The organism is Nocardia citri, from assembly GCF_054065835.1.
This window is the reverse complement of record NZ_JBSUQM010000037.1, coordinates 1-26,080: the sequence shown is the minus strand read 5'-3', so window position 1 is coordinate 26,080 and position 26,080 is coordinate 1. Positions and strand designations below refer to the sequence as shown.

Below are 26,080 nucleotides of genomic sequence, written 5' to 3'. Positions count from 1 at the left end.
TTCAGTGTGGTCAGAGGGCGGCGGGGTCTAGGTCCATGATGGTGAGATCGGTGGACTCGCAGATGCGCCGTTCCGCGGATACGCGCGGCAGTATCAGTCGACAGAAGTGGCGGGCGGCGGCAATCTTGCCTGTGTAGAAGTGCCGGTCGGTTTCGGACGGCTGGCTATCCAGGGCGATCAGGGCGATCGAGGCGCTGCGGACCAGTAGCCAGGCCACTAGTACGTCACCGAGCATGGTGAGCAGGCGGCTGGCGTTGAGGCCGACGTCGTAGATCGTGCGGCCGTTGGCGCCCGCGGCAGCCGCCGCCTGCTTCAGCAGTCGGTCGACCACTGCCTCGAGGTCCTCGACCGAGGATTTCAACGCCACGTGCTCGTCGGCGAGCCGCGGATCGACGTCGGTCAGGGCGGCGCGCACTTCGTCGAGCACCACCTGCAAGGTGCGTCCGGAGTCGCGGGCGATCTTGCGGAAGAAGAGATCCTGTCCCTGGATCGCGGTGGTGCCCTCGTACAGGGTGTCGATCTTGCCGTCACGTACGTACTGCTCCAGTGGATAGTCGACCAGGTAGCCGGATCCGCCGAGGGTTTGTAGGCTCTCGGTCCCCAGCAGCACCCACGAGCGTTCCGAGCCGTAGCCCTTGACCACGGGTAACAGCAGGTCGTTTACCCTGGACTCCATCTTTGCGTCGTCGCCGGCATACCACTTCCGGGCCGCCCGGTCCCGCCAGGATGCGGTCCACAGCAGCAGCGAGCGCAGGCCTTCCGCGTAGGCCTTCTGGGTCAGCAGTGAGCGGCGCACATCGGGGTGCTGGACGATCTTCACCTTGGGAGCGGTCGCGTCGTGGGACAGGGTGAGGTCGGGGCCCTGGACCCGGCTCCGGGCGTACTCCAGGGCGTTGAGGTAGCCGGTCGACAGGGTGGCCACGGCCTTTGCGCCGACCATCATCCGGGCGTATTCGATGACGTCGAACATCTGGGCAATGCCCTGGTGCACTTCGCCGAGAAGCCAGCCACGCGCCGGCTCGTCGTCACCCAGGCTGAGCTCGCAGGTGGCCGAGGCGTGCAACCCCATTTTGTGCTCCAGGCCGGTCACGCGCACCCCGTTACGGCGACCGGTCAACTCTCCGGTGACGGGATCGAAGTCGTACTTGGGCACAAGGAACAGGCTCAGTCCCTTGGTGCCGGGGCCCCCGACACCCTCCACACCGACCGGCCGCGCCAGCACGAGGTGCAGGATGTTCTCGGACATGTCGTGGTCACCGGCTGTGATGAACCGCTTGGTGCCCTCGAGGTTCCAGGTACCGTCAGGGTTGAGAACGGCATTGGTCTGCGCCGCACCCACGTCCGACCCTGCCTCGGCCTCGGTCAGCACCATGGTTCCGGTCCAGCGGCGCTGCAGCAGAATCCGGGCAATGCTCTGATCCCGCTCGGTACCATTTCCGGCGATCACGCGGGCGACGGTCGGGGTGCTGGCGTAGACCCACAACGCAGGGTTGGCGCCGAGCACGAACTCCGAGGTGGCCCAGATGAGGGTTGCCGGAGCGGCATGACCACCCAGCTCGGCCGGCACCTGGAGTTGCCACCAGTCGGAGTCCATCCATCGCTGGTAGTCGGCGGCGAATCCGGGGGGCATGGTCACCGAATGCGTGTTCGGGTCGAAGGTGGGCGGCGTGCGGTCACCCTCGACGAACGACGAGGACAGGTTCTCGCGTGCCAGTCGCTCGACCTCGGTCAACATGCTGCTGACCGTGGGGCGGTCGTACTCCTCGAAAGGCGGTGCGCCGTACCCTGAACCAGGGCCGAGCAGCTCGAACAGGTTGAATGTCACGTCCCGCAGGTTGCTCTTGTAGTGCCCCATGGCCGCCTTCCTCAACTCGATGCGTTATTGAACATAACTGGGAATAACTATTTTGGCGATAACCGCGTGGGAACCACGATCTGCGCTAGATAGAAGAGTAGAATGAGGAATTCCAGTACTGATTCAGTCCTCCGTGCACCCAGCGCGGCCCGTCGTGGGCCCGGAAAGCCCGGGGGCAATGACCGATGTGAGGCATACGCGTGAGCGACACACCAGGCGGCGTGGTCGGAACCGTTGAACAAGCCGACCAGGCGGGGGGGCCGCCACCCGTCCCCCGCAGGGAGTCCGCCCGCAAGCTCCAGCTCGTGGAGGCGGCCAGCCAGCTGTTTCAGGAGCGGGGCTACCACCGGGTGAGCATGGAGGACATCGCTCAGAGAGTCGGCATTCGAGGACCTGCGCTATACCGCCACTTTCGCAGCAAGCAGGACATCCTGGCCCGGGTTGTGCTCGAGCAGATCTCGGTGACCGCCAACGTGGTCGAAGTGGCCGCGAACGTCGACGGCTCTCCGCAGGAGCGGTTCGACAAGATGACCGAGGAGCTGGCCCGGCTGGTGCTGGCGCGAGACGAGGCGATGCTCTGGCGGTGGGAACGCCGCAACCTCGCCGAGCACGACGCGACCGCATACCGGGCGAGGGCGCGTCAGCTCGAGGCGGGTGTCGCCTCCGTGGTTGCCGGCCTGCGCCCGAACGCTTCTGCCGCCGACGTCGAGCTCCTCGCTTGGGCAGTGCTCTCGGTGTTCGCGCACTCTCGCGGCCTGCGCTCCTCGGCCAGCTCGAACGGTCACGAGGCACCGGCCGTGCTGCTCCGTCGGTTCGCCGCCGCAGTGGTACAGGTGCCGCTGGCCGAAGGCGGCACAACCACGGAAGTACCGACCTTCCGTGGTCGCGGGCGACGGGAGCAGATCATCGAGGCGGCCACCCAACTCTTCGCCGACCGCGGGTTCGCTGACGTGAGCATGGAGGACATCGCGGCCAACTCCGACGCCGCGCTCGCCACCATCTACCAGTACTTCGACAGCAAGGTAGCCCTCCTGGCGGTAATCCTGCGCCGCAGCATTACGGGTCTCAACTACACGATGGTCCACCACCTGGCGGGACTGAAATCTCCGGAGTCCGAGCTGGCCGGCCTCCTCGAGTTGTACGTCAGCCTCGCGCTGGGGCCACACGGGCGCGCGTTCGGCATCTTCGACGAAGAGGTGGTGATGCTGAGCACGGAGGAGCGCGAGGACCTGGTGCTGAGTTACCGCGGTCACGTGGACCAGTGGGTCTCGGTCCTCCGCGAAGTGCGTCCAGAGCTAGGCAACTCCGAGGCTCGTGCCCGTGTGCGGTCCGCCCTGGGCATGGCCGCCGACATCGTACAGACTCCCCGTCTGCGGGTTCGCGCGACATTGCACCAGGACCTGATTACCTTGATGACCGCGTTGCTCGAGGCCTGACCGGGCACAGGGTGGTTAGCGGCGACTCGAGGCCACCTGGCGGCGGTCCGCCCGACCGATCGTCCGGCGGGCCGCGTCTGAACCGCGGATGCCTGCGGGCCGGGGTCGCTGTGGGGGCGCTCCGTTGCCCTGGGGGTCGGGGCCCCGGCGCCGCCGGCCGGGCCCCACACGCTGCGCTCCATCGACTCGAGCGCCAGAGTTGGTCTACTGGCACGAGGTCATCGAGTACGAGGTGACGGTGCGCCCCGCGCTGGCGTCGCGCGGCGGCGAAGTGGCGCCGGCCGTCCATGTTCTCGACGAGCCACGTGGTGAGGTGGCGTTCTGCGCGCTCACTGTCTGCATCCCATGTGCCATGTCCGAATCCGTCGATGTGAATTAAAATTTCGGATGATCTCCAGTATTTAACCCCTTTTCAAGCCGCAAGTAGCTTGGTAGCGTCCAATCTAGTTATTCTTACTTCTAGTTTTGGACGGGAATCAAGATGGCGCGTCGGGTCAGGATCGGCCTGCTGATCGGGGTTGTCGGACGACTGAGTGAGGCTGGAGATCGGCTCGCAGCACTAGAGGACGACGGTCTGGAGTCGGTGACCGTCTCGGAGGCGTACACCTTCGACGCGGTGAGTCAGCTCGGCTTCCTTGCCGCGCGGACCCGCACCGTCGAGCTGGCCACGGGAATCCTGCCGGTGCACACCCGGACCCCCACCCTGTTGGCGATGACCGCGGCGGGCCTGGACTTCAGCTCCGAAGGTCGGTTCCGGCTCGGGCTCGGAGCCTCCGGCCCTCAAGTCGTGGACGGCTTCCATGGCGTCGCCTACGACGCCCCCCTGGAACGTATCTCGGAGACGATCGACGTGTGCCGGACAGTGTGGCGGCGGGAGAAGTTGGTCCACGAAGGTCCGAAATGGACCATTCCACGATCTGCGGGCTATCCGCCGCTCAAGCTGATCCAGAAGCCGGTCCGCCCGAACATCCCGATCTCGGTGGCCGGCACCGGTCCGAAGACCGTCCGCATGACGGCTGCGAAGGCCGACGCATGGGAGCCGATCTTCTTCCACCCCGGTCGCGCCGAGGATGTGTGGGGCGCCGACCTGGCAGCAGGCGCAGCCGAACGCGCGTCGGATCTGGCGCCGCTGGAAATCGTCGCCCGGGTGCCGGTCGCTGTCGGCCGTGACACCACCGTGGAGTTCGAAAAGGCCCGTGCGCAGCTGGCGCTCTACGTGGGCGGCATGGGCTCGAGGAAACAGAACTTCTACCACGACCTCGCCCACCGGTACGGGTACGGACCCGAGGCCGACCGTATCCAGGACGCCTATCTCTCCGGCCGGGTTCCCGAAGCAGTGGCCGCCGTCCCGGACGAGTTCGTCCGCGAGACGACCCTGATCGGAACTCCGGACGAGGTGACCGAACGGCTGGGCGCGTTCCAGCGCGCCGGGCTCGACCTGCTCACCGTCCAGCCAATGAACGAAGCGCCGGAGAAGGTCACCGAGGCGATCCGGAGGCTGCGCGCGGCGTCCGACGCCTGGGCCTCCTGACTGCCGCGAACGCCTTCCCGAAACCAATCACTGTCGAGGTGTGTGATGAAAGCTCAGAGACGCGACGAAAGAGACCAGGTCGATCTGACCGCGATGATCGAGCAGGCGGCCATCCCGTTGCTGCTGCCGGTCCTCGTCCAGCTCACCGGTGACCTCCGCTGGCTGGAGGAGCGCTACCGGCCCTCCCGCCCTGTCGGGTTCGTCGAGGATCCCAGCGGCGGGCTCGGCGTGGATGTGCAGGCCGAGATCCGCGCCGCCGCCGTGGATATGGTGTCCCGCTGGCAGAAGGGGGAATTGGAGCCCGAACTGCCCGACCCCGACCTGAGCATGATGAGCGCGCTGATGAGCCAGTGCCTGGGTGCGCCGGTGTCGGAGGACTACGCGCCGATGGTCAGCGAGCAGGTGGGGCTGCGCCCCTACCGACCCGAGTCGGTACATCAGCAGCTGGCCGGGCGGGAGTTCTCCGTTGCTGTGATCGGCGCCGGAGTGTCCGGACTCGCCACCGCGCGCAGTCTCAAGGCGGCCGGTATCCCGCACATCGTGCTGGAGAAGAACTCCGAGGTCGGCGGCACCTGGTGGGAGAACCGCTATCCGGGTGCTCGGGTCGACGTGCCGACCAACCTCTACTCCTTCTCGTTCCGTGACAAACAGTGGAGCGAGCACTTCGCCCAGCGCGACGAAATCGCCGAATACCTGGTCGACACCTCCCACGAATGGGGTGTCCGCGATGCCGTCCGGTTCGGGGTAGACGTCCACAGCGCCCGATGGGACGCCGAGGGGCATCGGTGGGTGCTATCCATGACGACGCCACAGGGCGAGGAGACCCTCGAAGCATCTGCCCTGGTCACCGCGGTGGGACTGCACAATCGCCCGAAGATCCCGGAGTTCCCCGGATTGGAGACCTTCTCCGGGGAGGTGGCGCATTCGGCGCAGTGGCCGGAGGGCCTGGATCTCACGGGCAAGCGAGTCGGTGTGATCGGGTCGGGCGCCAGCGCCATGCAGGTGGTGCCCGCGGTGGTCGACAAGACCGCGCACCTGGTGGTCTTCCAGCGCTCGGCGCACTGGGTGGCGCCCAACGACCTCTACTTCCAGCAGGTCTCCGACGCCGACCACTGGCTGCTCGCCAACGTCCCGTTCTACTGGGAGTGGAACCGATTCCGGCTCTACTGGATGTATACCGAGGGAATGTTCCCCGCGCTCGAGGTGGACCCGAAGTGGGATACCAGCCAGAACTCGGTGAACAAGTACAGCGAAGCGTTGCGACGCTTCTACACCGGCTACATGGTTGGGCGCTTGCACGACCACCCGGACCTGGTCGAGGCGTGCACCCCGACGTTCCCGCCGTTCGGTCGGCGCATTCTCCTCGACAACGGGTGGTTCGACGTGCTCAAGCGCGACGACGTGGACCTGGTCCGCAGTGGGATCGCCCAGGTGACCCCCACTGGTGTCGTCACGACCGCCGGCGACGAGGTGGAACTCGATGTGCTGGTTCTGTGCACCGGATTCCAGCAGCAGCGCTACCTGTACCCGCTGGAGGTGTCCGGCGTCGACGGCCGCGAACTGCGTGCGGAGTGGCACGACGACAACGCGCGCGCCTACCTGGGTCTGACCAGTCCCGGTTATCCGAACCTCTTCTACCTGTTCGGCCCGAACACCAACCCCCCCGGCGGCAGTTACTACAACCTTGCCGAGGCCCAGGTGCGGTATGTCACCGATCTTCTGGTGGCCATGGCGCGAGACGGTATCGCTGCTGTCGAGGTACGCGAAGAGGTGTACGCGGACTACAACGAACGCCTGGATGCCGCCAACCGTGGCATGGTGTTCGCGCTGGATGGCGTCGAGAGCTACTACCGCAATTCCTCCGGACGGGTGGTCACCAATTCACCGTGGACGGTCTTGCAGTACTGGAACATGACCCGGGTCCCGAATCTGGACGACTACGTGAAGTCGATGGATTCGAACCTCACGAGTCAACGTGGAATTGTTAATAAAAATTCTACTTACTGACCGACCAAATCGGATAGAGTGTGTGACGGTCGCCACAGATTGGCCGCCAGTGGAGCCGCCTTACTGCGGGCCCTGTCCCCGGTGTCAACCAGCACCCACATCTCATCTTTTATCTGTCAGCGGAGATCCGGAGTGTCGAGAGCAACCTCCGGCGAGTGCCCCGCTGAGGGACTCATTTCAGAGGAGGACGCTGTGCCTGTACAGCGTGTGATCGACGCAGTTATCGACGCTTATTCTTTTGCGACTCAAGATGCCACTCTTGAAGAAGTGCGCTCCGGATACGACATGAGCATGGGGAAGGCAGGTCTCCCCGATGGTGTGACCCGCACTGAGGGCGTTGTGGGTGGCGTGCCGGGTGTGTGGTTCCGTCCCGCCGGGGCTGGAGCCAACTTCCGTGCCGTGCTCTACCTGCACGGCGGGGGTTTCCAGTTCGGCTCCAGTGAAAGCCACGCACCCCTGGGTGGTGCGCTGGCCGTCGCGTCGGGCGCCGAGGTGTTCGTGCTCGACTACCGCCGCGCCCCGGAGCACCTGTTCCCCGCCGCCCTCGACGACGCCACCGCGGCGCTCCGGGCTCTGGTACAGGAGCGCGGTGCGGCAAAGGTCGTGGTGGCCGGGGACTCCGCCGGCGGCGGTCTCGTGCTCGCGACCCTGCTGGCAGCACGCGAGGCCGGCATCTCGACCCCGCTCGGTGCCGTCGCATTCTCGCCATGGGCCGACCTGACCCAGGGCAGCGCCAGCATGGCCGACCGGTCCGGGCGCGACGTGTTGGTCACCAAGGACCAGCTCGACGCCAACGCCACCGCGTACCTCGGAGCGGGGGATCGCACCAACCCGCTGGCCTCGCCGCTCTACGGCGACCTGGTCGGACTGCCGCCGCTGCTGGTGCAGATCGGCACCGAGGAGATTCTCTTCGACGACACCGAGCGCATCGCCGAGAAGGTCCGCGCCGCCGGTGGCCGGGTCGAGGTGCAGATCGAGGAAGGCATGCCGCACGTGCACCAGATCCTGCTCGGCCGGCTCCCCGAGGCCTCCGCATCGATTGAGCGCGCCGGCGCCTTCATCCGCGCGCTCGGCTGAGCACAACCCAGAACGGAACACTGCCCCATGAACACCACCCAGACCACCCCCGCGCCCGAGGGCACGCTTGATGTGCTCGTCATCGGTGCCGGCATCTCCGGGATCTACCAGCTGTACCGGCTGACGATGACCGACCTCTCCGTTGCGGTAGTGGAGGCCGGCGAAGGAGTCGGCGGCACCTGGTACTGGAACAGGTATCCCGGCGCTCGCTTCGATTCCGAGTCCTACACCTATGCCTACTTCTTCTCGAAGGAACTACGGGAGGAATGGTCCTGGTCGGAACATTTCGCCGGTCAGCCCGAGATCGAGCGCTATCTCAACCACGTGGTAGACCGTTTCGACCTGCGCAAGTACATCACCTTCGACACCCGGGTCTCCGCGATGGACTTCGACGAGGACACCAGTACCTGGTGGGTGACCACCGCGAATGGTGACCTGATCCACGCACGTTTCGTGATCACCGGTGTCGGCATGCTGTCGGCGCCCCAGTTTCCCGCGGTCCCCGGCATCGAGGACTTCCGCGGCATCTCGGCGCACACCGGCCTGTGGCCCCAGGCGGGAATCGATTTCGCGGGCAAGAAGGTGGCTGTGATCGGCACCGGATCGTCCGGAGTCCAGGTGATCTCCGAGATCGCCGATGCTGTCGACTCGCTGACCATCTACCAGCGCACTCCCAACTGGTGCTCGCCGCTCAACAACGCGCCCATCACCGACGAGGAGCAGGAGCAGATCAAGTCCGACATGGACCAGATGCACGAGACGCTGAAGGGCTCCTTCGCCGGGTTCGCGCACAGTTTCGCGCCGGTGGAGGCGGGTTCGGTCAGCCGTGCGGAGCGTCTGGAGTTCTGGGAGCAGCTGTACAAGACACCGGGCTTTTCCAAGCTGCTGGGCAACTACCTGCAGGTGATGACCGACAAGACCTACAACCGGGAGTTCAGCGACTTCCTGGAGGGCAAGATCCGCAACCGCGTCCAGGATCCGGCGGTGGCCGACCTCCTGGTCCCAGACCATGGATACGGGGCCAAGCGCCCACCGTTCGAGACCAACTACTACGAGGTCTACAACCGGCCCAACGTAAACCTGGTCGACCTGCGCACGACCCCGATCACCAGGATCACCGAGACGGGGTTGGAGACTACAGCCGGCGCAGAGGATTTCGATGTCATCATCTATGCCACCGGCTTCGACGCGATCACGGGCGCCTACGACCGGATCGACATCACCGCCGGTGGTGCATCGCTCAAGGCGGAGTGGAAGAACGGACCTTTCACGTTCGCCGGCGCCGCCGCCCCGGGCTTCCCGAACCTGTTCTTCCTGGTCGGGCCGCACAGTTCCGGCGGCAATGTGCCCCGCATGTCGGAGCGTCAGGTCGACTTCGTCACCGGCGTACTCGGTGAGGCGGTGCGTCGTGGTGCGAGCCGGGTGGAGGCCACCCGCGAGGCGGCACAGGAGTGGACTGACCACGTGTATGAGCTGAACAGCGCTTCCCTGGCTGCCGAGGAGAAGATCGACTACACATACGGCACCAATACACCGGGCAAGAAGATCGTGTTCCGCCATTACGACGGCGGTCTGATCGGCCTGAACACCAAGCTGACCGCGGTCGAGGACACCTCCTACGCAGGCTACGAGTTCCGGTGACATGCCCATGAAAGCCGTACAACTCGTCGGACCTCGTGACCTCCGCGTCCACGAGGTCCCGGACCCGGTGGCCGGACCCGAGGACGTGCTCCTCCAGGTCGCCGGGGCCGGCATCTGCCATTCCGATCTGCACGTGGTCGAGTCGGAGCGCCCGATGTTCCGCCGGCCGGTCGTGCTCGGCCACGAGGTCACCGGGCACGTCGTGGAGATGGGGGAGCAGGTCTCCGGGTGGTCGCCCGGGGACAGCGCGGTCGTGCACCTGTGCTGGTCGTGCGGCGAGTGCATCGCATGCCGGCGAGGTGACGACAATCTGTGCGTCGCCACCGGCCGCCGCGCACAACCGCCAGCACCCGGGCTCGGCCCCGACGGAGGAATGGCCGAGCTGATGCGGGTGCCAGCCCGATATCTGCTGCCCATCGGGAACCTGGACCCGGTGACCGCGGCACCGCTCGCTGATGCCGCGATGACGCCGTACCACGCCATCGACCGGTCCCGATCGGTGCTGCGTCCGGGTGCCACGGCCCTGGTCATCGGTATCGGTGGCCTGGGGCACGTGGGGGTGCAGATTCTCGCGACGGTGCCCGACGTGCGGATCGTGGCCCTCGACGTGGACGAATTGCGCCTGAAGGCGGCCTTGGACCTGGGGGCTCACAAAGTGGTTCAGGCCGGCCCGGACGCCGCCGGGCGGGTGTTGGAGCTGACGGGCGGCCTGGGTGCCGACGCGGTCTTCGACTTCGTCGGCAACGCCGCCACCACAACGACGGCCGTCAACGCGGTCGCACCAGGTGGGATGTGCCAGGTCCTGGGGCTCGGTGGTGGTGCGGTACCGGTCAGCGCCCAAGCTCGAACCGGCCGCGGCTGGCCCTGGGGCGCCTGGTTGCGGAGCTCCTACGGTGGCACACGCGCGGACCTCGAGGCCTGTGTCCGGCTCGCCCAGGAGAGTCGCATCTCTATCGAGGTGGAGACGTTCCCACTGGTCGATGCACTGGAGGCGTTCCGTCGCCTCGAGGTCGGCGACATCCGCGGCCGCGCCGTGCTGGTGCCGTGATTGACCGCGGCCCAGGGAATCGATAGTTCCCGGGGCCGCGGTCTATCGACAACCTGCAGCCAAACCTTCGCGGGCTGCGGTCAAGCGATGGCGCGGCCGAGAAGCTCGCGGCAGAACCTCTTCAGCTCGTTTTCGGGGATCGCGTGGCTGGTGAGTGTCGCACGAACAACATTGGGTGGCACGTCGCGAACGCTTGACCCGAATACGCTGACCACCCGAAGCATGAGCCCCGCCACGTCGAGCGAATTCCCTTCGGACGTATACCGGTACACTAGTTCGTACATCCCCCCCAAGATCAGCGTGACATCGTCCGAGAGCGACTCGGCTGCCGACAGCTCCTCCGAACCGAGGAACGACGCGACCCATTGCTCATTGAATCGAATGATGCGCGCGGTGAGTTCCCGGTTCTTCACGATGTCCAGTGTCACCAGCCGGATTCGATCCTCGAGAAGGATTGTCCCGAAATGCAGTTGGCCGATGACGTAGAGAGTCGAAAGCGGATCTGTCAACTCGGGATAGTGGCTACGGACATGGTCACGTGTTGCGGCGAGCAGGTCGTCGAGGAAATCGAGGAGGAAGATCTCCTTCCTCGGAAAGTGGTACTGCACGAGCGGTCGATCGACGCCGCTCGCGTCCGCAATTTTCGTGTAGCTCATCTTCGTGAACCCCGACTCCAGTAGCAAGTACCGTGCAGCTCGGGCGATGCGGGCCTTCGCGGATGCAGCGGGTTCGGCGGGCATGTTGTCACCTGTTTGGGGTCGGACGGCGTGCGTGTGCACGAGACTGCGGCGACTTGACGACGGCTATGCAGACGCCGTCGGGCGTCCGGCCGTGTCGGATGCCGTCGGAACAGGTTCATGGGGTGAACCCTGCTTGGGCATGCGATGGGCGAGGATGACGAACCGAAGGGCGCACACGGTGCTCAACGCGCCGAGGACGTAGAACCACGGCGCGTCGAGCGCGGTGACGGCGGTGCTGAAGAACCCATACCCGGGCGGCATGAAGGTCAGAATCGTGCCGAGAAGGGTGAACCATGCCAGCGCGATGATCCCCGGCTGGCGGACCTTCGTCTCCTCGAGCTTGAACTGCGTCGCGATTGCCAGGGTGGCGTTGGTCGACATCATGAGTACCAGGCACATGACGTCACCGATTGCCGCGCGGATGACCATGAACAGGATGACGCCGGCCGAATATGCTGCGATTCCTCGAATCCAGGCCGTTCGTGCGGACACGGGCTCGGTGTAGTACCGGCCGAACACCGATTGGCGTTCGTTCCTGACCACGAGTTGAAGCGAGTAGATCTCGATCGCGACGAAAGTGACGCAGCCTGCCCATAGGAGCTTGAACAGCCAGTGGTCGACCTGGAAGAACCACATGCTGAAGAGAAGGACGAAGGTGAGATCGTGGCCGAAGTACCAGGCATGCTGCCAGAAGAAGAATGGACAGTCCTTGTTCCTGATCTGCATGTACATGCTTGTCAGGTACTGCGCGAAGCCGAACCCATATGTTGCGAAAGCCAATGCAACGAACAGTACGGGATGCCGGTCGACGACCTGCATCACGCCATCGATGGTGTACACGAAGCTCACCCTTCCGGGGCTCGCCTGAGCCCTGTCGCTGTGCTATGAGGCAGCCTTCTCGTTAACTATACGCGTATAGCCAATTTCCAGGGTAGCGGTTCGATGTTGCTGAAATACATATCCGCACTGCGCCACCGTGTTTGCCCGCTGGAGCACTGGGACGACAGCGCGGACCGACAGCGCGGCTCCCTGCGGGAGGCCCGGAGGTATCACCATCACCATCACCTTCATCGAGCAGGCGACGGGCTGCCGCTCCCGTCACCCGGGGGTCCCCGGCGGATTGCCGAACTCCAGCTGCTGGGTGACCACGAAAAGCCCGTGCCGGGTGCGCTCGGCACGGGCCTCGTCGACACCGAGGCGCCCCGCCACCAGCGGACGCACGCCCTCGGTGAGCAGGTCCGCTGTCGGGCAGGCCGCTGGCCAATGACGAGGGCGCGACCACCGGGTGGCGGGGGCCCTGTGCAGTCGGTCGGGTCACGCGGGGGAGAGCACTGCGCGCCCGCTCATGGTCTGGGTGCCATCGGATAGGACGGCGCTCAACCGCAGCACGACTGCCGCCTCGGTGCTCTCCTCGGGTACCACCTCGGCACTCAACCGGGGCTCGGCCAGGACGGGTGTGATCGCGGTGAACCGGGTGGACAGCTCTCGGAGCCGCGACTGCGGCACGGCGGCGGTGAGCAGCCGGCCCAGGTAGGCCATCGACAGCATGCCGTGGGCGAACACGTCGTCCAGGCCCGCGGCCTTTGCTGCGTCCAGATCGATGTGGATCGGGTTGTGGTCACCCGAGGCACCGGCGAACAGGGCCAGGGTGGTGCGAGTGATCGGACCCGGCTCGAGGTCCGGGATGGTGATGTCCGGTGTGCTCACGAGGCGATCCCTCCGTTCTTGACGACAGTGGTGGACTCCAGTTCGGCAACCTTGGTGCCGTCACGCAGCACCTCGCAGCGCCGGACGAGGAAGTCGAGGCTGCCGCCGGCCTTGGAGTACAGGTCCACATACGACGGGGCGAAGACCACCATGTCGCCAGCGTGCACCGGCTCGAAGTAGCGGAACGACTGCTCGCCGTGCAGCACCTGGCTCAGGTCCACGCCGTACTCGCCGAGCACGTCGAAGACATCGGAGCGCTCGAGCTCGAGGCCGAACAGGAAGGTCGGCGGCGCGAGCAGATCTGGGTGGCCGGCCGCGCGGGCGGCGTCCAGGTCGGAGTAGACGGGGTCCTTCTCGCCGATGGCCTTGGCGAACTGCTGAATCCGGCCGCGTTCCACGGTCACCTCGACCGTGGTGTCGGTGCGCCGAAGGATGGAGGCGTCGAGGGGCATCAGGAGATCTTTTCGTAGAGGGAGACAACGGCGGCGCCGCCGAGGCCGATGTTGTGCTGGAGCGCGAGCGTAGCGCCCTCCACCTGGCGGTCGCCGGCCTGGCCGCGCAACTGCCAGACCAGCTCGGCGCACTGCGCAAGACCGGTTGCGCCCAGCGGGTGCCCCTTGGAGAGGAGGCCGCCGGACGGGTTGGTGACAACCCGCCCGCCGTAGGTGTTGTCGCCGGCGAGCACGAACTTTTCGGCCGTGCCCTCCGGGGTGAGGCCGAGACCCTCGTAGGTGATCAGCTCGTTGGTCGCGAAGCAGTCGTGCAGCTCCACCACGGGAATGTCCAGCGGGTCGACACCCGAGTCCTCGTACACCTGACGGGCGGCCTCGCGGGTCATCTCGTATCCGACGACCTTCATCATGTCGTTGTCGTCGAACGTACCCGCGACATCGGTGACCAGCGCCTGGCTGCGGAGCCTGATCGACGCGTCCAGCCCCTTGGAACGGGCGAACTCCTCGCTCATCACCACTGCTGCGGCGGCGCCGTTGGTCGGTGGGCAGCACATCAGCAGGGTGAGTGGGCCCCAGATCTGCTTGGAGCCCATCACTTTGTCCAGGTCGATGGGGTCGCGGAAGACGGCGAGCGGGTTTCGGGTGGCGTGGCTTCGTGCCTTGACCGACACCCGGCCGAAAATTTCCGGGAGGATCCCGTACTTCTCCATGTAGGCGACGCCGGCTCCGCCGAAGGTCTTGGCGGCCACCGGTGCGGGCAGATCGCCGCCGGGCTGGGCGGTGGTGATCACCTCGCCACGGGTCGTGGGGCTGGGCCGGTCGTCCCAAACGTTGACCAGGGCGCCCGGGCGCATCTGCTCGAATCCCAGTGCCAGCACGCAGTCGGCCGTGCCCGACGCGACGGCCTGACGAGCCAGCCAGAGCGCGGTGGAGCCGGTGGAACAGTTGTTGTTCACGTTCACGATCGGGATGCCGGACAGGCCGACCCCATACAGCGCGGCCTGCCCGCAGGTCGCGTCCCCGTAGACGTAGCCGACGTACGCCTGTTGGACGTCGGTGTAACTGATGCCGGCATCGGCCAGGGCCTGGCGCGCGGCGGTGGCGCCCATGACGTCGTAGTTCTCACTGGCGCCTGGTTTGGCGAAGGGCACCATGCCCACTCCGGTGATGGTGACGGTGCGCGTGTCGCGAGTGCTCATTGACGCTCTCCAGCGGTTGGTGGTGAAGTTGAAGTCCCCCAAGTTAGCAGATGCAATATTAACATGAAATGGGTTATATACGGCTAAACTGGCATGTTGACTCATTGACATAGTGAAATTACCGTTCACGCATCGACCTTGGAACCCAATCGTGGAGGTGTCTTGTGAGTAGTGGAAAGCTGAACCGGAGGGTCGCGCTCGTCTCGGGCTCGGGGCGGGGCATCGGCCGAGCTGTCGCGCAGAAGCTGGCCGCAGAAGGTGCGCGGGTTGTCGTGAACGACCTGGACGATGCACCGGCGAAGGAGGTGGTGGCCGCCATCGAGGCCGCGGGCGGTGAGGCGGTGGCCCTCGTCGGAAGTGTCACGGACTTGGACTTCGCCGACCGCTTCGTCGGCACGGCCGTCGATACCTTCGGTGGCGTCGACATCATTGTGAACAACGCGGGCTACACGTGGGACAACGTCGTCCAGAAGATGACCGACCAGCAGTTCGACGACATTCTCGATGTGCACCTGCGTGCCCCGTTCCGGATCCTGCGCGCCGCGCAGCCAGTGATCAGTGCGGCCGTGAAGAAGGAGCGCGCCGAAGGTCTCGTGGTCCCTAACCGCAAGGTGGTCAACACGTCCTCGACTTCCGGCCTTTACGGAAACCCGGGGCAGGTCAACTACTCCACCGCCAAGGCCGGCCTGGTGGGCATGACCAAGACGCTCGCGAAGGAATGGGGTCGCTACAACGTGACCGTCAATGCGGTGGCCTACGGTGTGATCACCACCCGGTTGACCGCTGTCACCACCGAGGAACAGACCATCGACGTGGACGGGCGCACCATCAAGGTCGGCATCAATCCGGCCGTGCACGAGAGCGCGACCGCGCAGATCGCACTGGGCCGGGCCGGCACGGTCGAGGAGGCGGCCGGCGCCGTCTATCTGCTCTGCGCCCCGGAGTCGAGCTACATCACCGGGCAGGTGCTGGTGTGCTCGGGCGGTCTGTGATGGGCGCCGAGGCGGGTGACCGGAAGTACGAGGAGATCGACTATCGGGTCGACGACGGGATGGCCGTGATCACTCTGGACGCGCCGGAACGACGCAATGCGTTGCGCAACCAAATGTTGCGAGATCTCGCCGACGCGCTCGACCGGGCCGATCGTGACCCGGAAGTGCGAGTGGTGCTGCTGACCGGTGCTGGCGCCTCGTTCTGCGTCGGCGCCGAATTGCACGGACCGGACACGCTGATCGAGGCGCTCGAGGAGGACACGCCAGGGCATACGCCGACGGGGTACCGCGAGCCGGGCGGTCGGGTCAGCGAGCGGCTGTTCGATATGAGCACCCCGGTGATCGCTGCGGTGAACGGGGACGCGGTCGGCGGCGGCGCCTCGATCATCGCGGCGTGTGACGTCAAGATCGTCAGCTCGACCGCCCGCTTCGGGTTCGTCTTCACCCGCCGCGGCGTGGTGCCCGAGAGCGCGTCCTCGTGGTACCTGCCGCGACTGGTCGGGCTTGCGACGGCCGCCGACTGGCTGCTGTCCGGTCGTATCTTTGGCGCCGACGAGGCGCTCACCGCAGGCCTGATCACCCGAGTCGTACCGCCGGAGGACGTGCTGGAGCACGCCGTTGCCTACGCACGCCAGTTCGTCACCGACACGTCACCCACGTCGGTGGCATTGGCGAAGCGGCTGCTCATGGACTCGTGGCGCCACGACACGCCACGCCAGGCCTCCGAGGTCGAGTCCCGGGTGTACGCGAGCCGGTTGCGTTCGTCGGATGTGCGTGAGGGAGTGTTGTCGTTCCTGGAGCGCCGACCGGCCACCTTCGGGCCCTTCGCACCAGGACCCGATGAACGCTTCTGAAGTTCCGTTCCGCGGCGTTCAGCGGACGGTGGCCTGGCGTCACCGTCCGCGTGGCGTTGCCGGGACAGGGCCCGGGCCGACCGAATGTAACTTGCGATTCTATATCATATTCTTAATTAGACCAGTTCTCAAGCAAATAAGTTAATTATTATTATTGTTTAGTTATTGACAGTTTCGGGGTGGAGTTGGGACGCTTCAAATCGCCGGGCCACCCGTCCGAGGCCCCTTGCGACCGACCCGATCCCGCCTGTCCCGGTTTGCTCGGCTGCCGGAGTGGAAAGAGGACCCATGCCCCACGAAGTGTTCATCTACGACGCGTTGCGCACGCCGCGCGGCAAGGGCCGCAACGGCTCGCTGTACGGCGTCAAGCCGGTGACCCTGGCCGCCGACCTGCTGATCGCCTCCCTCGCGCGCAATCCCGAGCTAGACCCGAACGTCATCGACGACGTGGTGCTGGGATGTGTCTCGCCGCTTCGCGATCAGGGCGCCGACATCGCCCGTACCGCGGTGCTCGCCGCCGGTCTCCCCGAGACGGTCGCTGGCGTGCAGTTGAACCGGTTCTGTGCCTCCGGGTTGGAGGCAGTGAACACCGCCGCCCAGAAGATCGCCTCTGGCTGGGAGCGCATGGTGCTCGCCGGCGGCGTGGAGAGCATGTCGCGGGTGCCGATGAGCTCCGACGGCGGCGCCTGGGCCAACGACCCCGAGACCAACCTGGCCACCGGCTTCGTGCCCCAGGGCATCGGAGCGGACCTCATCGCCACCCTCGGGAACTGGAGCCGCGAGGACGTCGACGCGTTCGCCGCCGAGTCCCAGGCCCGAGCCGCCAAGGCTCAGGCCAACGGCTGGTTCGACCGCAGCATCGTGCCGGTGGTCGACCGCAACGGCACCGTGCTGCTCGACCGTGACGAGCATCCCCGGCCCGGCACCACCGTCGAGACCCTCTCCCGGATCGAGCCCTCGTTCACCGGGCTCGGCAAGGCCGGCTTCGACGCGGTTGCGCTGGAGAAGTACCACTGGGTCGAGCGCATCGACCACGTGCACCACGGCGGCAACTCGTCGGGGATCGTCGACGGAGCCGCGCTGGTTGTGCTGGGCAATCAGCGGGTGGGCGCAGATCTGGGCCTCACTCCCCGTGGCCGAATCGTGGCCACCGCCGTCTCCGGCTCCGACCCCACGATCATGCTGACCGGCCCCGCCCCCGCCAGCCGCAAGGCACTAGCCGCCGCCGGGCTCACCGTCGACGACATCGACCTGTTCGAGATCAACGAGGCCTTCGCTTCGGTGGCGCTGCGCTTCATCCGCGACCTGGACCTGGACCACGAGCGGGTCAACGTCAACGGCGGCGCGATCGCGCTGGGCCACCCGCTCGGAGCCACCGGCGCGATGCTTGTCAGCACCGTGCTGGACGAGCTGGAACGACGCCACCTTCACCGCGGCCTGGTGACACTCTGCGTCGGCGGCGGTATGGGCATCGCCACGATCATCGAGCGGATCTGAGGAGCACCCGGATGAGCACCACCTTCAGCACCCCCACCATCACCGCCAGCAGCGTCGACGGCGTGGTGACCCTGACCTTCGACAACCCGGACAAGCACGTGAACACCCTCTCGGGTCGCGCCGTGGGCGACCTCGGAGCCGTGCTCGACCACCTCTCCGGTCTCGGGGACGAGTTGCGCGCGGTCCTGCTGGTCTCGGCCAAGTCGACCTTCATGGCCGGCGCAGACCTCAACGAGATCCTCACCATGACCGACGACGTGGACGCGACCCGCACCCTGGCCACCACCGCCAAGGCTCACCTGCGTCGCCTCGAGACCCTCGGCGTGCCCGTGGTCGCCGCGATCGGCGGCACCGCCCTGGGCGGAGGCTTCGAGCTGGCCCTGGCCGCGCACCGCCGAGTACTGGCGGACGACCCCAAGGTGCGCGTCGGGCTGCCCGAGTCCACGCTGGGCCTGCTGCCAGGCGGTGGCGGGTTGGTCCGCACCGTCCGGCTGCTCGGCCTGGACACTGCCCTAGACCGGGTACTACTGCCCGGCGCCTCGCTGAAGCCTGCCGCGGCCCTCGAGCTGGGCCTGGTCGACCGGGTGGTGCCCGCCGAGGAACTGCTGGAGGCCGCCCGCGCGCTGGCGCTCGAGATCAACCCGGCCAGTCAGCCCTGGGACCGTGGGGAGCTGATCCCCGGCGGCACCCCGGCCGACGCGCACGTCGAGGCAACCCTGCCGCTGCGCGCCGCTGCGCTGCGGGCCGCGCACCGGGGCGCCCCGATGGACGCCGCCGCCGCGATCCTCTGCGCTGCGGTCGAGAGCACCCAGGTAGATGTCGACACCGCGTTCGAGATCGAGACTCAGTGGTTCGTCCACCTGGTCACCGCTTCGCCCGCCCGCAACATCGTCCAGGGCACCTTCTTCGACCTGCAGACCGTGCGCTCGGGCGCCGGCCGGCCCGAGGGTTTCGAACCCTGGCAGGCCACCCGGGTCGCGGTGCTCGGGGCCGGGATGATGGGCGCCGGCATCGCGCTCAACGCGGCCACCTCCGGGATGACCGTGCACCTCGAGGACGTTGACCTGGCCGCCGCCGAGCGCGGCAAGGCGTACGCGGTCAACGCGCTCGACAAGGACGTCGCTCGCGGTCGTCGCAGCCAGCAGCAGGCCGACCAGATCGCCGCCCGCATCCAGCCCACCACCGACGTGGCCGACCTCGTCGGCGCCGACCTGCTCATCGAGGCGGTCTTCGAGGATCCGGCACTCAAAGCCGCCGTACTGGCCGAGGTGGTTCCCGTGCTGGCCCCAGATGCGCTGCTCGCCTCCAACACCTCGACCCTCCCGATCAGTGACCTGGCCGAACACGTGGACCGACCCGAAACCTTCATCGGCCTGCACTTCTTCAGCCCGGTCGAGCGGATGGACCTGCTCGAGATCGTGGTGGGGGAGAAGACCAGCGACGCGACTGTGGCCCGCGCCTTCGACGTGGCCCGTCAGCTGGGCAAGACTCCGATCGTCGTCAACGACGGCCGCGGCTTCTACACCAGTCGGGTGATCCTGACCCGCCTACTCGAGGCCGCCGCCATGCTCGCCGAGGGCGTGCACCCGATGACCATCGAGCGGGCCTCGCAGCGGGCCGGGTACCCAATGGGCACACTGGCCTTGTTGGACGAGGTCACCCTGGCGCTGCCGTACAAGATCCACGGTCAGTTCGCCGAGGCGGCCCGCGAGACCGGCGCACCGTTCACCCCACATCCGGGCGCCGAACTGCTAGGCCGGATGATCGAGGTCGAGAAGCGTCCCGGTCGTGCCGCTGGCGCCGGATTCTACGAGTACTCCGACGGACGCCGCGCCGGCCTGTGGCCGGAGCTGACCGAGAAGTTCGGTCAGCTCCAGGTCGCCGAGGACGTCCAGGAGCTCACCGATCGCCTGCTGTTCGCGGAGGCTTTGGACACCGCGCGTTGCCTGGAGTCGGGCCTGGTGCGCAGCACCGCCGACGCCAATGTCGGCTCGCTGCTGGGCATCGGCTATCCCCGCTGGACCGGCGGCACCGCCCAGTTCGTCGAGGGCCACCCCGGCGGCGTCGCCGGCTTCGTCGCCCGAGCCCAGGAATTGGCCGCGCGGCACGGGGAGCGATTCACGCCCCCGGCCTCGCTGGTGGCCCGTACTAGGGAGACCGTCAATGCGTAGGACCGTGTACCAGCCCTGGCACGAGGAGTTCCGCAGCGCCTTCCGGGCCTTCCTGGACCGCGAGGCCGTACCGCACGTGGCCGCGTGGGAGGCCGCTGGCGCCCCGGACCGTGCCTTCGTGAAGGCAGCCGGACAAGCCGGGTTCCTGGGCTTCGAATTCGACCCCTCGCTGGGCGGACTGGGTATCGACGACTTCCGGTACAACGCGGTGATGACCGAGGAGGTCGTCGCCTCCGGGATGGCCGCCGACCTGTTCAGCATGCAGAACGACATTATCGTGCCGTACCTGCGCGACCTGGCCACCGACGAGCAGCGGGCCCGCTGGGTGCCCCGGTTCACCGCCGGTGAACTGGTGGTCTCCCTGGGCATGAGCGAACCGGGCGCCGGCTCCGACCTGGCCGCGATCACCACCACCGCGCGCCGCGAGGGCGACGAGTACGTGCTCCACGGCTCCAAGACATTCATCACCTCGGGTGCCACGTGCGATCTGGCCATCGTGCTGGCCCGTACCGGCGAGCGCGACGGCCGCGGCACCAGCCTGATCGCGGTCGAGCACGGCACCGCTGGTTTCAAACGCGGCAACCCGATGCACAAGATCGGCCGCCGCGGCCAGGACACTGCCGAGCTCTTCTTCGACGAGTGCCGGGTGCCGGTGTCCAACCTGGTCGGCGAGGCGGGCCGCGGATTCTCCGGCGCGATCACCAACCTGCCCAGGGAGCGGCTCTCGATCGCGGTCTCCGCGGTCTCCTCCGCCCGGGTGGCATTCGACCTCGCGCTGGCGTATCTGACCGAGCGCACCGCGTTCGGTGGACCAATTGCCCAACTGCAGTCGGTCCGTATGACTCTGGCCGAGCTGCATACCGACATCGACGTAATGCAGACGTACGTGGACCGCTGTGTGCTGGCGGTCGACGACGGCAGCCTGAGCGCTGAGGAGGCCGCAGGCTGCAAATACCAGGCCACCGAGCTCCAATGGGGCGTGATCGACCGGGTTCTCCAGCTCTTCGGCGGCTACGGCTACATGGAGGAATATCCGATTGCCAGGATGTGGCGGGACGCCCGGGTCCAGCGGATCTACGGCGGCGCCAACGAGGTGATGAAGGACCTCATCGGCCGACGGCTGGTGGGCGCATGAGCCCCCTGGCTGGCCGCACGGTGCTCGTTACCGGCGCGTCGCGCGGGGTCGGGCGAGGCATCGCGCTCCGTCTCGGCGCCGCCGGTGCCTCCGTGGCGGTGAATTACCGACGCGATGCGGACGCCGCGGCCGATGTTGTCGAGGAGATCCGGGCCGCCGGTGGTCGTGCAGAGGCGTTCGCCGCCGAGATCGGTGCCCCCGGTGCCGGCGAGCAGCTGGCGGCCGCAATCCGGGACCGGCTCGGACCGGTAGACGCACTGGTCAGCAACGCCGGCTCCGCGAGCAAGGGAGCCACCGTAGCCCGCACCTCGGCGGAGGACTTCACGGCCCAGCTTCAGGTGCACGCGCTGGGTCCGATCGCCTTGCTCCAGGCGTTACTGCCAGATCTGCGGGCCGCTGGACGAGGTGACGTGGTGATGATCTCCAGCAGCACCGTGCCGCTGACCCCAGCTCACGCCGCCCCCTACACGATGGCCAAGGCCGCGATGGAGACCTGCGTGCTGACCGTTGCACGTGAGGAACGCGAGCACGGGGTCCGTGCCAACGTCGTGGCCCCCGGCCTGGTGATGACCGAGATGGGGCGCCGCCTGGTCCGGGCCTCGGCCGGCGCCGAGATCGAGGACCTCGACGCCGCCGCCCCGTTCGGCCGGGTCTGCCGACCCGACGACGTGGCCGGTGTGGTCGAGTTCCTGCTCTCCGACGGCTCCGGTTACGTGACGGGGCAGCGGATCAGTGTCGACGGCGGCGGTCGCGACGCGGGCATCTTCTAATCCCCGCATCCCATCGAACACTCACAGAACATCCAGGAGGACACAGTGGCACCAGGACGCTTCGATTCGAAGGTGGCTGTGGTCACCGGTGGCGCCCGTGGCATCGGCTTGGGCACCGCTCTGCGCCTGGCCGAGGAAGGCGCCGCCGTAGCGGTGCTCGACCTGGACGTCGAGGCCGCCACGACCGCTGCGAAGACCATTACCGCCGAGACCGGCTCTGCGTCGGTCGGTCTGGCCTGCGACGTCTCGGACGCAGAGTCGGTGGCTGCGGCCATGGCCGCGGTGGTTGCCGACCTAGGCGGCCTGCACGTGCTGGTCAACAATGCCGGCGTGACCCGTGACAGCCTGCTACACAAGATGACCGAGGCCGACTGGGACATCGTGCTCGGTGTACACCTGCGCGGCGCCTTCCTGATGGCACGCGCCGCTCAATCCCACTTCGTCACCCAGAAATACGGCAAGATTGTCTCGCTTTCCAGCGCCTCGGCGCTGGGCAACCGCGGCCAGGCCAACTACTCCGCCGCCAAGATGGGGATCCAGGGCCTGACCCGCACCCTCGCCATCGAGTTGGGTCCTTTCGGCGTGAACGTCAACGCTGTCGCTCCCGGCTTCGTGGCCACCGCGATGACCGACGCCACCGCCGCGCGGCTCGAGCTCGGAGTCGAGGAGTTCCGCAGCGCGGTCGCCGCGAAAAACCCGGTGCGCCGGGTCGGAGAATCGGCGGACATCGCTGCTGCAGTCGCGTTCTTGGCCAGCGACGAGGCTTCATACGTGACCGGCCAGACCCTCTACGTCGACGGCGGCGCCACTCTCGGCTAGCACGCCGGCGAGCACTGGCCTGCCAGCACGTTCCCACAGGAGCCAAACGTGACCGTCCGCACCGGCACTGCTCAGTGACAGTTGAGCCGTTGTTGACGGCGACCAGGATGAAATCCTCGGCCAGCAGATCGTTCAGGCTGGTGGTGTCTGCGGTGACCTGGGCGTCGAAGAAACGCTGGTCTTGCTCGAGCAGGGACGTGCCGTCGCAAGGTTGGCGATGATCGTCTAGACCTCGTCGCACCCGCTGGCGACTCCGCCCGATGCTGGACGCACCCGGGAGAGCAGTCCGTACAGCGTGGTGATCTCGTCTGCGGACAGGTTGGCGAACACCTCGCCGTCGATGCGCCGCATGGCGTCGTCGATGTCGTCGGCGACCGATCGACCCGCGTCGGTCAGCTCCACGATGTGCCGGCGTCGGTCCTCCGGGTCCCGCCGACGTTCCGCCAGGCCGCGGTCCTCCAGCTCGTTCAGGGCGGCGACCAGGACGCTCGGGTCGACCCCGGCCTTCTCGCCGAGCCACTGCTGCCCGACCGGACCGGGGGTCAGCAGCGCCAGCACATGCGTCTGCAGCGGCTTGAGCCCGCGCTGACCCCCCGCAGCCCTGATCGCCCCGGCCGCGGTCATCCCGCTCAGGGCCAGCGCCCAGCAGATCCTGTCGTCGATCACGGCTTCACGCTACACTACCTTCAATAGTTGAAGATTTTAAATGATTTGATATCTTCAAGAGTATATCGCCCACAAAGATGGAGTGCCGTAATGTACATCGCCTATACCGTCGTCGCCGTGCTGCTCTCGCTCATGTTGCTGGCCTCGGCGCGGGACAAGCTGGTCCGCAATCCGGCGCGGATGGCGGGCCTCGAGTCCATCGGGGTGCCACTGACGTGGGTCCCGTGGCTGGCGACAGCCGAGATCGCCGGCGCCGCCGGTCTCTTGGCCGGCATCTGGTTCGCCCCGCTGGGCGTCGCCGCCGCGATCGGTCTGGTGCTGTACTTCGTGGGCGCGGCCGGAGCGCATCTGCGCGGCGGCGACGCCGCCCACGTCGCACCGGCGGCGGTGATCCTGATCGTCTCCGCGGTGCTGATCGGCCTGCGCATCGCGACCGCGTGAACTCAGCTAGCTATAACTACGGGACCCAGCGGCGGTTCGCGTTCTCATAAATGAGCGATTCCGAGAGAAGATCCCACAGGAGGTTCGGCCTGTGACTCGCAGTGGAAAGTGGCGGTGTTCTCGCGCCATCAAGTGGCGCATCGGGGACTGCGGTCAGGTCGTGCCGATGACGAGGGGCGCTGCAGGCGGTTTCGACGACGTCGGCGGTGATGGTGTGGAGTTCGTTGATTTTCATGATGCGGTGGATTTGGGCGAATAGTCGTTGCAGGAGGCGGAAGTTGCCGCCGGTGATGCGGGCGACGGCTGATCACACCACGCCAGATTCTGCACCCGCCGAACGTTAGAGCATGCCCACGACACAACTCGCGGTCCGCATCGGTCAGGACACGGCCGTAGGCAGTACCGGATACCCTGGGCCGCAGTCGATCCAACGTTTGACCGGTTCGGTCGGGGCACGCGCCACGCGGCAATTGAGTGCGTTCGCTGCGCGGGTCGCGGTCGGGGGATGACAGGATCCGTCGTTTACGCCTACCGCACGCGCCGTTGGTTCGAGTGTCGAGGCAGCAGGCTGATCGGAATGGTCGCCGAGTCAGGCGATTCGCTCACCCGTGCGATAGCTGTAGATCCTGATATCGGCAATTGCAGCGAAGTCCTTGAACCGGTTACGGGAGTGCGAGCTGCGGTCGACGAAAACCACCAGGCATGGACGCGACTTATCGATGGCCTGGAAGAGGCCAGGCTCATGGGCTACATCGATGAGACCGACCCGGAGATGGCGCGAGATGTATTGGAGCCATTGAAGTTCTGTCCTGCTTCGATGTCCTGGGATTGGTGGGAATGGTCAACGCTACGCCGCGCCTGCGGCGGGGGCAGTCAAACGCTGTGCACGACGCGGATACCGGGCGGTGGCCTTTTTCAGCGCCACCGCAACGGGCGCGAAGTGTGACCGCTGCAGCAGGGCACCGAAGGCATCATCGGACGGTAGCTGAGAAAGGATGCCGGCGACGAAGGCTCTGTCCTTCGAGGTGCGACAGGTATCGAGTAGGAGGGCCACTGCCGGCGCTGCGGCCGGACCGACCTGGCATACCACATTGAATAACGGCGCCTTGTCGGGAAAGAGCGTCTGTATATCTATCGGCGCACGGCCCTTCAAGAACCCGATGCGATCCAGCTGCGCGGCGGTCGTCGCTGATGGGACCAGCAGGTCGAACGTCCACGAGTACTGGTCGGCGGCCTTCTCGTCGGCCAAGTCCGCCTCGAGCCAGTCCTGTCGTTGCGGCAGCAGGTACGACGACAGCATCCGAGCCAGCAAAGAACCCGTGTTCCGCAGCGCCTCAACCCGCTGCACCGCCTCGGCGTACTCCTCGTCCGACGCCACAGCCAGACGAGCTCGTATCAACCGAGCAGCCTCGGAATGCATGCCCCACCAGGGCTCGTCCTGCTGCCGATAGGACAGAGCGTCGTACCACTGCCGGTAGTAGCTTTCCCGATGCCACGGCGTCCAACCGACGGGGTCCTGGTGACGCCGGTCCAGCACCAATCGTCCGGCCTGCGTGAGAACATCGACGGCGAACCCCAGCCCGCGTGCGGAAACCCAGCCATCGACCAGGGGAGCTGCGAGTTCCTCGCGGACGTGCTGGCCGTGTCGGACCATCGAGGAGCAACAGCTGTTCTGGTCGTCGACAAGGATCGTGGCTACCACCGCTGCGCCCAGCGCGGAAGGCTCTGCCCGACAGGTCGAATCGAGGTAATCCAGCCACAACAGCCCGGCGTCGGCGAGTTCGTCGTTTCCCTCATGGCGCGCGTTGGCGAGCAATCCAATGATCCGCTCCCGCTGTCGCTCGACTACCCGCGTCAACGGCGCGGTCGGCGCAGGCTGGATCGGGCGGTGACCGGTCACCCCGCGAAACGGCTCGGCCTTGGCCAGCCAGCGTTTCGGAACGACCCACTTATCCTCATCGATCATGAGCGCAGGCTAACGACGCCCACCGACAGCTGACCGGTGTAAACCTGAGCCCTACGGTGCATTCGGCCCGCCACGG

The 26,080-nt window shown here is 66.7% G+C and carries 23 protein-coding genes; 15 read left to right on the top strand and 8 right to left on the bottom strand.

Going from position 1 to position 26,080, the window contains the following annotated elements:
* Nucleotides 1-10: 10 nt before the first annotated feature.
* Entirely contained in the window at nucleotides 11-1,855 is a 1,845-nt protein-coding gene (locus ACW2Q0_RS29360) for an acyl-CoA dehydrogenase (RefSeq protein WP_457194171.1), read from the bottom strand.
* Between the two features lie 200 nt (nucleotides 1,856-2,055).
* On the opposite strand from ACW2Q0_RS29360, the gene ACW2Q0_RS29355 reads away from it, so the two are divergent.
* The 7 genes from ACW2Q0_RS29355 (at nucleotide 2,056) to ACW2Q0_RS29325 (ending at nucleotide 10,595) form a co-directional block, all read left to right on the top strand.
* Nucleotides 2,056-3,291: a TetR/AcrR family transcriptional regulator gene (locus ACW2Q0_RS29355; protein WP_457194170.1), complete on the top strand. Its 1,236-nt coding sequence runs from the start codon at nucleotides 2,056-2,058 to the stop codon at nucleotides 3,289-3,291.
* Nucleotides 3,292-3,490: 199 nt separating this feature from the next.
* Nucleotides 3,491-3,670 (top strand): hypothetical protein, encoded by a 180-nt coding sequence (locus ACW2Q0_RS29350; RefSeq protein ID WP_457194169.1) that lies wholly within the window; start codon nucleotides 3,491-3,493, stop codon nucleotides 3,668-3,670.
* Nucleotides 3,671-3,772: 102 nt separating this feature from the next.
* A complete protein-coding gene (locus ACW2Q0_RS29345; RefSeq protein WP_457194168.1) occupies nucleotides 3,773-4,822 on the top strand; it encodes an LLM class F420-dependent oxidoreductase in 1,050 nt (349 codons plus the stop codon).
* A gap of 45 nt (nucleotides 4,823-4,867) precedes the next feature.
* Nucleotides 4,868-6,829 (top strand): flavin-containing monooxygenase, encoded by a 1,962-nt coding sequence (locus ACW2Q0_RS29340; RefSeq protein ID WP_457194167.1) that lies wholly within the window; start codon nucleotides 4,868-4,870, stop codon nucleotides 6,827-6,829.
* Between the two features lie 291 nt (nucleotides 6,830-7,120).
* The gene (locus tag ACW2Q0_RS29335) at nucleotides 7,121-7,906 is read left to right on the top strand and encodes an alpha/beta hydrolase (protein ID WP_457194166.1); all 786 of its coding nucleotides are present in this window, start codon (nucleotides 7,121-7,123) and stop codon (nucleotides 7,904-7,906) included.
* Between the two features lie 27 nt (nucleotides 7,907-7,933).
* Nucleotides 7,934-9,547 carry a flavin-containing monooxygenase gene (locus ACW2Q0_RS29330; protein WP_457194165.1) on the top strand — a complete coding sequence of 538 codons (1,614 nt, stop codon included), beginning with the start codon at nucleotides 7,934-7,936 and terminating at the stop codon, nucleotides 9,545-9,547.
* Between the two features lies 1 nt (nucleotide 9,548).
* Nucleotides 9,549-10,595, top strand: a complete 1,047-nt coding sequence (locus ACW2Q0_RS29325; RefSeq protein ID WP_457194164.1) for an NAD(P)-dependent alcohol dehydrogenase — start codon at nucleotides 9,549-9,551, stop codon at nucleotides 10,593-10,595.
* Nucleotides 10,596-10,675: 80 nt separating this feature from the next.
* On the opposite strand, the gene ACW2Q0_RS29320 is transcribed toward ACW2Q0_RS29325, so the two are convergent.
* The 5 genes from ACW2Q0_RS29320 to ACW2Q0_RS29300 form a co-directional block, all read right to left on the bottom strand.
* Nucleotides 10,676-11,335: a TetR family transcriptional regulator gene (locus ACW2Q0_RS29320; RefSeq protein WP_457194163.1), complete on the bottom strand. Its 660-nt coding sequence runs from the start codon at nucleotides 11,333-11,335 to the stop codon at nucleotides 10,676-10,678.
* A gap of 63 nt (nucleotides 11,336-11,398) precedes the next feature.
* Entirely contained in the window at nucleotides 11,399-12,175 is a 777-nt protein-coding gene (locus ACW2Q0_RS29315) for a hypothetical protein (RefSeq protein ID WP_457194162.1), read from the bottom strand.
* Between the two features lie 474 nt (nucleotides 12,176-12,649).
* On the bottom strand, nucleotides 12,650-13,042 hold the full coding sequence (locus tag ACW2Q0_RS29310) for a MaoC/PaaZ C-terminal domain-containing protein (RefSeq protein ID WP_457194161.1): 393 nt from the start codon (nucleotides 13,040-13,042) through the stop codon (nucleotides 12,650-12,652).
* Nucleotides 13,039-13,494 (bottom strand): MaoC family dehydratase N-terminal domain-containing protein, encoded by a 456-nt coding sequence (locus ACW2Q0_RS29305; protein WP_457194160.1) that lies wholly within the window; start codon nucleotides 13,492-13,494, stop codon nucleotides 13,039-13,041. Before ACW2Q0_RS29305 ends, ACW2Q0_RS29310 begins: the two co-directional genes overlap by 4 nt.
* Nucleotides 13,494-14,693, bottom strand: a complete 1,200-nt coding sequence (locus ACW2Q0_RS29300; RefSeq protein ID WP_457194159.1) for a lipid-transfer protein — start codon at nucleotides 14,691-14,693, stop codon at nucleotides 13,494-13,496. Before ACW2Q0_RS29300 ends, ACW2Q0_RS29305 begins: the two co-directional genes overlap by 1 nt.
* 164 nt (nucleotides 14,694-14,857) lie before the next feature.
* Here ACW2Q0_RS29300 and ACW2Q0_RS29295 point away from each other — a divergent pair, with 164 nt between their 5' ends.
* The 7 genes from ACW2Q0_RS29295 to fabG all read left to right on the top strand — a co-directional run bounded on the left by ACW2Q0_RS29295 (nucleotide 14,858) and on the right by fabG (nucleotide 22,931).
* On the top strand, nucleotides 14,858-15,685 hold the full coding sequence (locus ACW2Q0_RS29295; protein WP_457194158.1) for an SDR family NAD(P)-dependent oxidoreductase: 828 nt from the start codon (nucleotides 14,858-14,860) through the stop codon (nucleotides 15,683-15,685).
* Nucleotides 15,667-16,539, top strand: coding sequence for an enoyl-CoA hydratase-related protein (locus tag ACW2Q0_RS29290; RefSeq protein WP_457194157.1), 873 nt, complete (start codon nucleotides 15,667-15,669; stop codon nucleotides 16,537-16,539). Before ACW2Q0_RS29295 ends, ACW2Q0_RS29290 begins: the two co-directional genes overlap by 19 nt.
* Before the next feature lie 288 nt (nucleotides 16,540-16,827).
* On the top strand, nucleotides 16,828-18,036 hold the full coding sequence (locus tag ACW2Q0_RS29285) for an acetyl-CoA C-acetyltransferase (protein WP_457194156.1): 1,209 nt from the start codon (nucleotides 16,828-16,830) through the stop codon (nucleotides 18,034-18,036).
* Between the two features lie 11 nt (nucleotides 18,037-18,047).
* On the top strand, nucleotides 18,048-20,207 hold the full coding sequence (locus tag ACW2Q0_RS29280) for a 3-hydroxyacyl-CoA dehydrogenase NAD-binding domain-containing protein (RefSeq protein ID WP_457194155.1): 2,160 nt from the start codon (nucleotides 18,048-18,050) through the stop codon (nucleotides 20,205-20,207).
* Nucleotides 20,200-21,342 (top strand): acyl-CoA dehydrogenase family protein, encoded by a 1,143-nt coding sequence (locus ACW2Q0_RS29275; RefSeq protein WP_457194154.1) that lies wholly within the window; start codon nucleotides 20,200-20,202, stop codon nucleotides 21,340-21,342. Before ACW2Q0_RS29280 ends, ACW2Q0_RS29275 begins: the two co-directional genes overlap by 8 nt.
* Nucleotides 21,339-22,112 carry an SDR family NAD(P)-dependent oxidoreductase gene (locus tag ACW2Q0_RS29270; protein ID WP_457194153.1) on the top strand — a complete coding sequence of 258 codons (774 nt, stop codon included), beginning with the start codon at nucleotides 21,339-21,341 and terminating at the stop codon, nucleotides 22,110-22,112. The genes ACW2Q0_RS29275 and ACW2Q0_RS29270 overlap by 4 nt, the downstream gene beginning before the upstream one ends.
* Before the next feature lie 72 nt (nucleotides 22,113-22,184).
* Nucleotides 22,185-22,931: a 3-oxoacyl-ACP reductase FabG gene (gene fabG, locus ACW2Q0_RS29265; RefSeq protein ID WP_457194152.1), complete on the top strand. Its 747-nt coding sequence runs from the start codon at nucleotides 22,185-22,187 to the stop codon at nucleotides 22,929-22,931.
* 225 nt (nucleotides 22,932-23,156) lie between these two features.
* Here the strand turns inward: fabG and ACW2Q0_RS29260 are convergent, their stop codons facing one another.
* Nucleotides 23,157-23,597: a MarR family winged helix-turn-helix transcriptional regulator gene (locus ACW2Q0_RS29260; protein WP_457194151.1), complete on the bottom strand. Its 441-nt coding sequence runs from the start codon at nucleotides 23,595-23,597 to the stop codon at nucleotides 23,157-23,159.
* A 90-nt stretch (nucleotides 23,598-23,687) separates the two neighbouring features.
* On the opposite strand from ACW2Q0_RS29260, the gene ACW2Q0_RS29255 reads away from it, so the two are divergent.
* Entirely contained in the window at nucleotides 23,688-24,038 is a 351-nt protein-coding gene (locus tag ACW2Q0_RS29255; RefSeq protein ID WP_457194150.1) for a DoxX family protein, read from the top strand.
* 847 nt (nucleotides 24,039-24,885) lie between these two features.
* Here ACW2Q0_RS29255 and ACW2Q0_RS29250 read toward each other — a convergent pair.
* On the bottom strand, nucleotides 24,886-26,004 hold the full coding sequence (locus tag ACW2Q0_RS29250; RefSeq protein ID WP_457194149.1) for a hypothetical protein: 1,119 nt from the start codon (nucleotides 26,002-26,004) through the stop codon (nucleotides 24,886-24,888).
* Nucleotides 26,005-26,080: the final 76 nt, after the last annotated feature.

Coding starts and splice junctions, on each gene's coding strand:
- ACW2Q0_RS29360 (WP_457194171.1), bottom strand. CDS start 1,855: ATGGGGCACTACAAGAGCAACCTGCGGGACGTGACATTCAACCTGTTC.
- ACW2Q0_RS29345 (WP_457194168.1), top strand. CDS start 3,773: ATGGCGCGTCGGGTCAGGATCGGCCTGCTGATCGGGGTTGTCGGACGA.
- ACW2Q0_RS29340 (WP_457194167.1), top strand. CDS start 4,868: ATGAAAGCTCAGAGACGCGACGAAAGAGACCAGGTCGATCTGACCGCG.
- ACW2Q0_RS29335 (WP_457194166.1), top strand. CDS start 7,121: ATGGGGAAGGCAGGTCTCCCCGATGGTGTGACCCGCACTGAGGGCGTT.
- ACW2Q0_RS29330 (WP_457194165.1), top strand. CDS start 7,934: ATGAACACCACCCAGACCACCCCCGCGCCCGAGGGCACGCTTGATGTG.
- ACW2Q0_RS29325 (WP_457194164.1), top strand. CDS start 9,549: ATGCCCATGAAAGCCGTACAACTCGTCGGACCTCGTGACCTCCGCGTC.
- ACW2Q0_RS29320 (WP_457194163.1), bottom strand. CDS start 11,335: ATGCCCGCCGAACCCGCTGCATCCGCGAAGGCCCGCATCGCCCGAGCT.
- ACW2Q0_RS29305 (WP_457194160.1), bottom strand. CDS start 13,494: ATGCCCCTCGACGCCTCCATCCTTCGGCGCACCGACACCACGGTCGAG.
- ACW2Q0_RS29300 (WP_457194159.1), bottom strand. CDS start 14,693: ATGAGCACTCGCGACACGCGCACCGTCACCATCACCGGAGTGGGCATG.
- ACW2Q0_RS29285 (WP_457194156.1), top strand. CDS start 16,828: ATGCCCCACGAAGTGTTCATCTACGACGCGTTGCGCACGCCGCGCGGC.
- ACW2Q0_RS29280 (WP_457194155.1), top strand. CDS start 18,048: ATGAGCACCACCTTCAGCACCCCCACCATCACCGCCAGCAGCGTCGAC.
- ACW2Q0_RS29275 (WP_457194154.1), top strand. CDS start 20,200: ATGCGTAGGACCGTGTACCAGCCCTGGCACGAGGAGTTCCGCAGCGCC.
- ACW2Q0_RS29270 (WP_457194153.1), top strand. CDS start 21,339: ATGAGCCCCCTGGCTGGCCGCACGGTGCTCGTTACCGGCGCGTCGCGC.
- ACW2Q0_RS29255 (WP_457194150.1), top strand. CDS start 23,688: ATGTACATCGCCTATACCGTCGTCGCCGTGCTGCTCTCGCTCATGTTG.
- ACW2Q0_RS29250 (WP_457194149.1), bottom strand. CDS start 26,004: ATGATCGATGAGGATAAGTGGGTCGTTCCGAAACGCTGGCTGGCCAAG.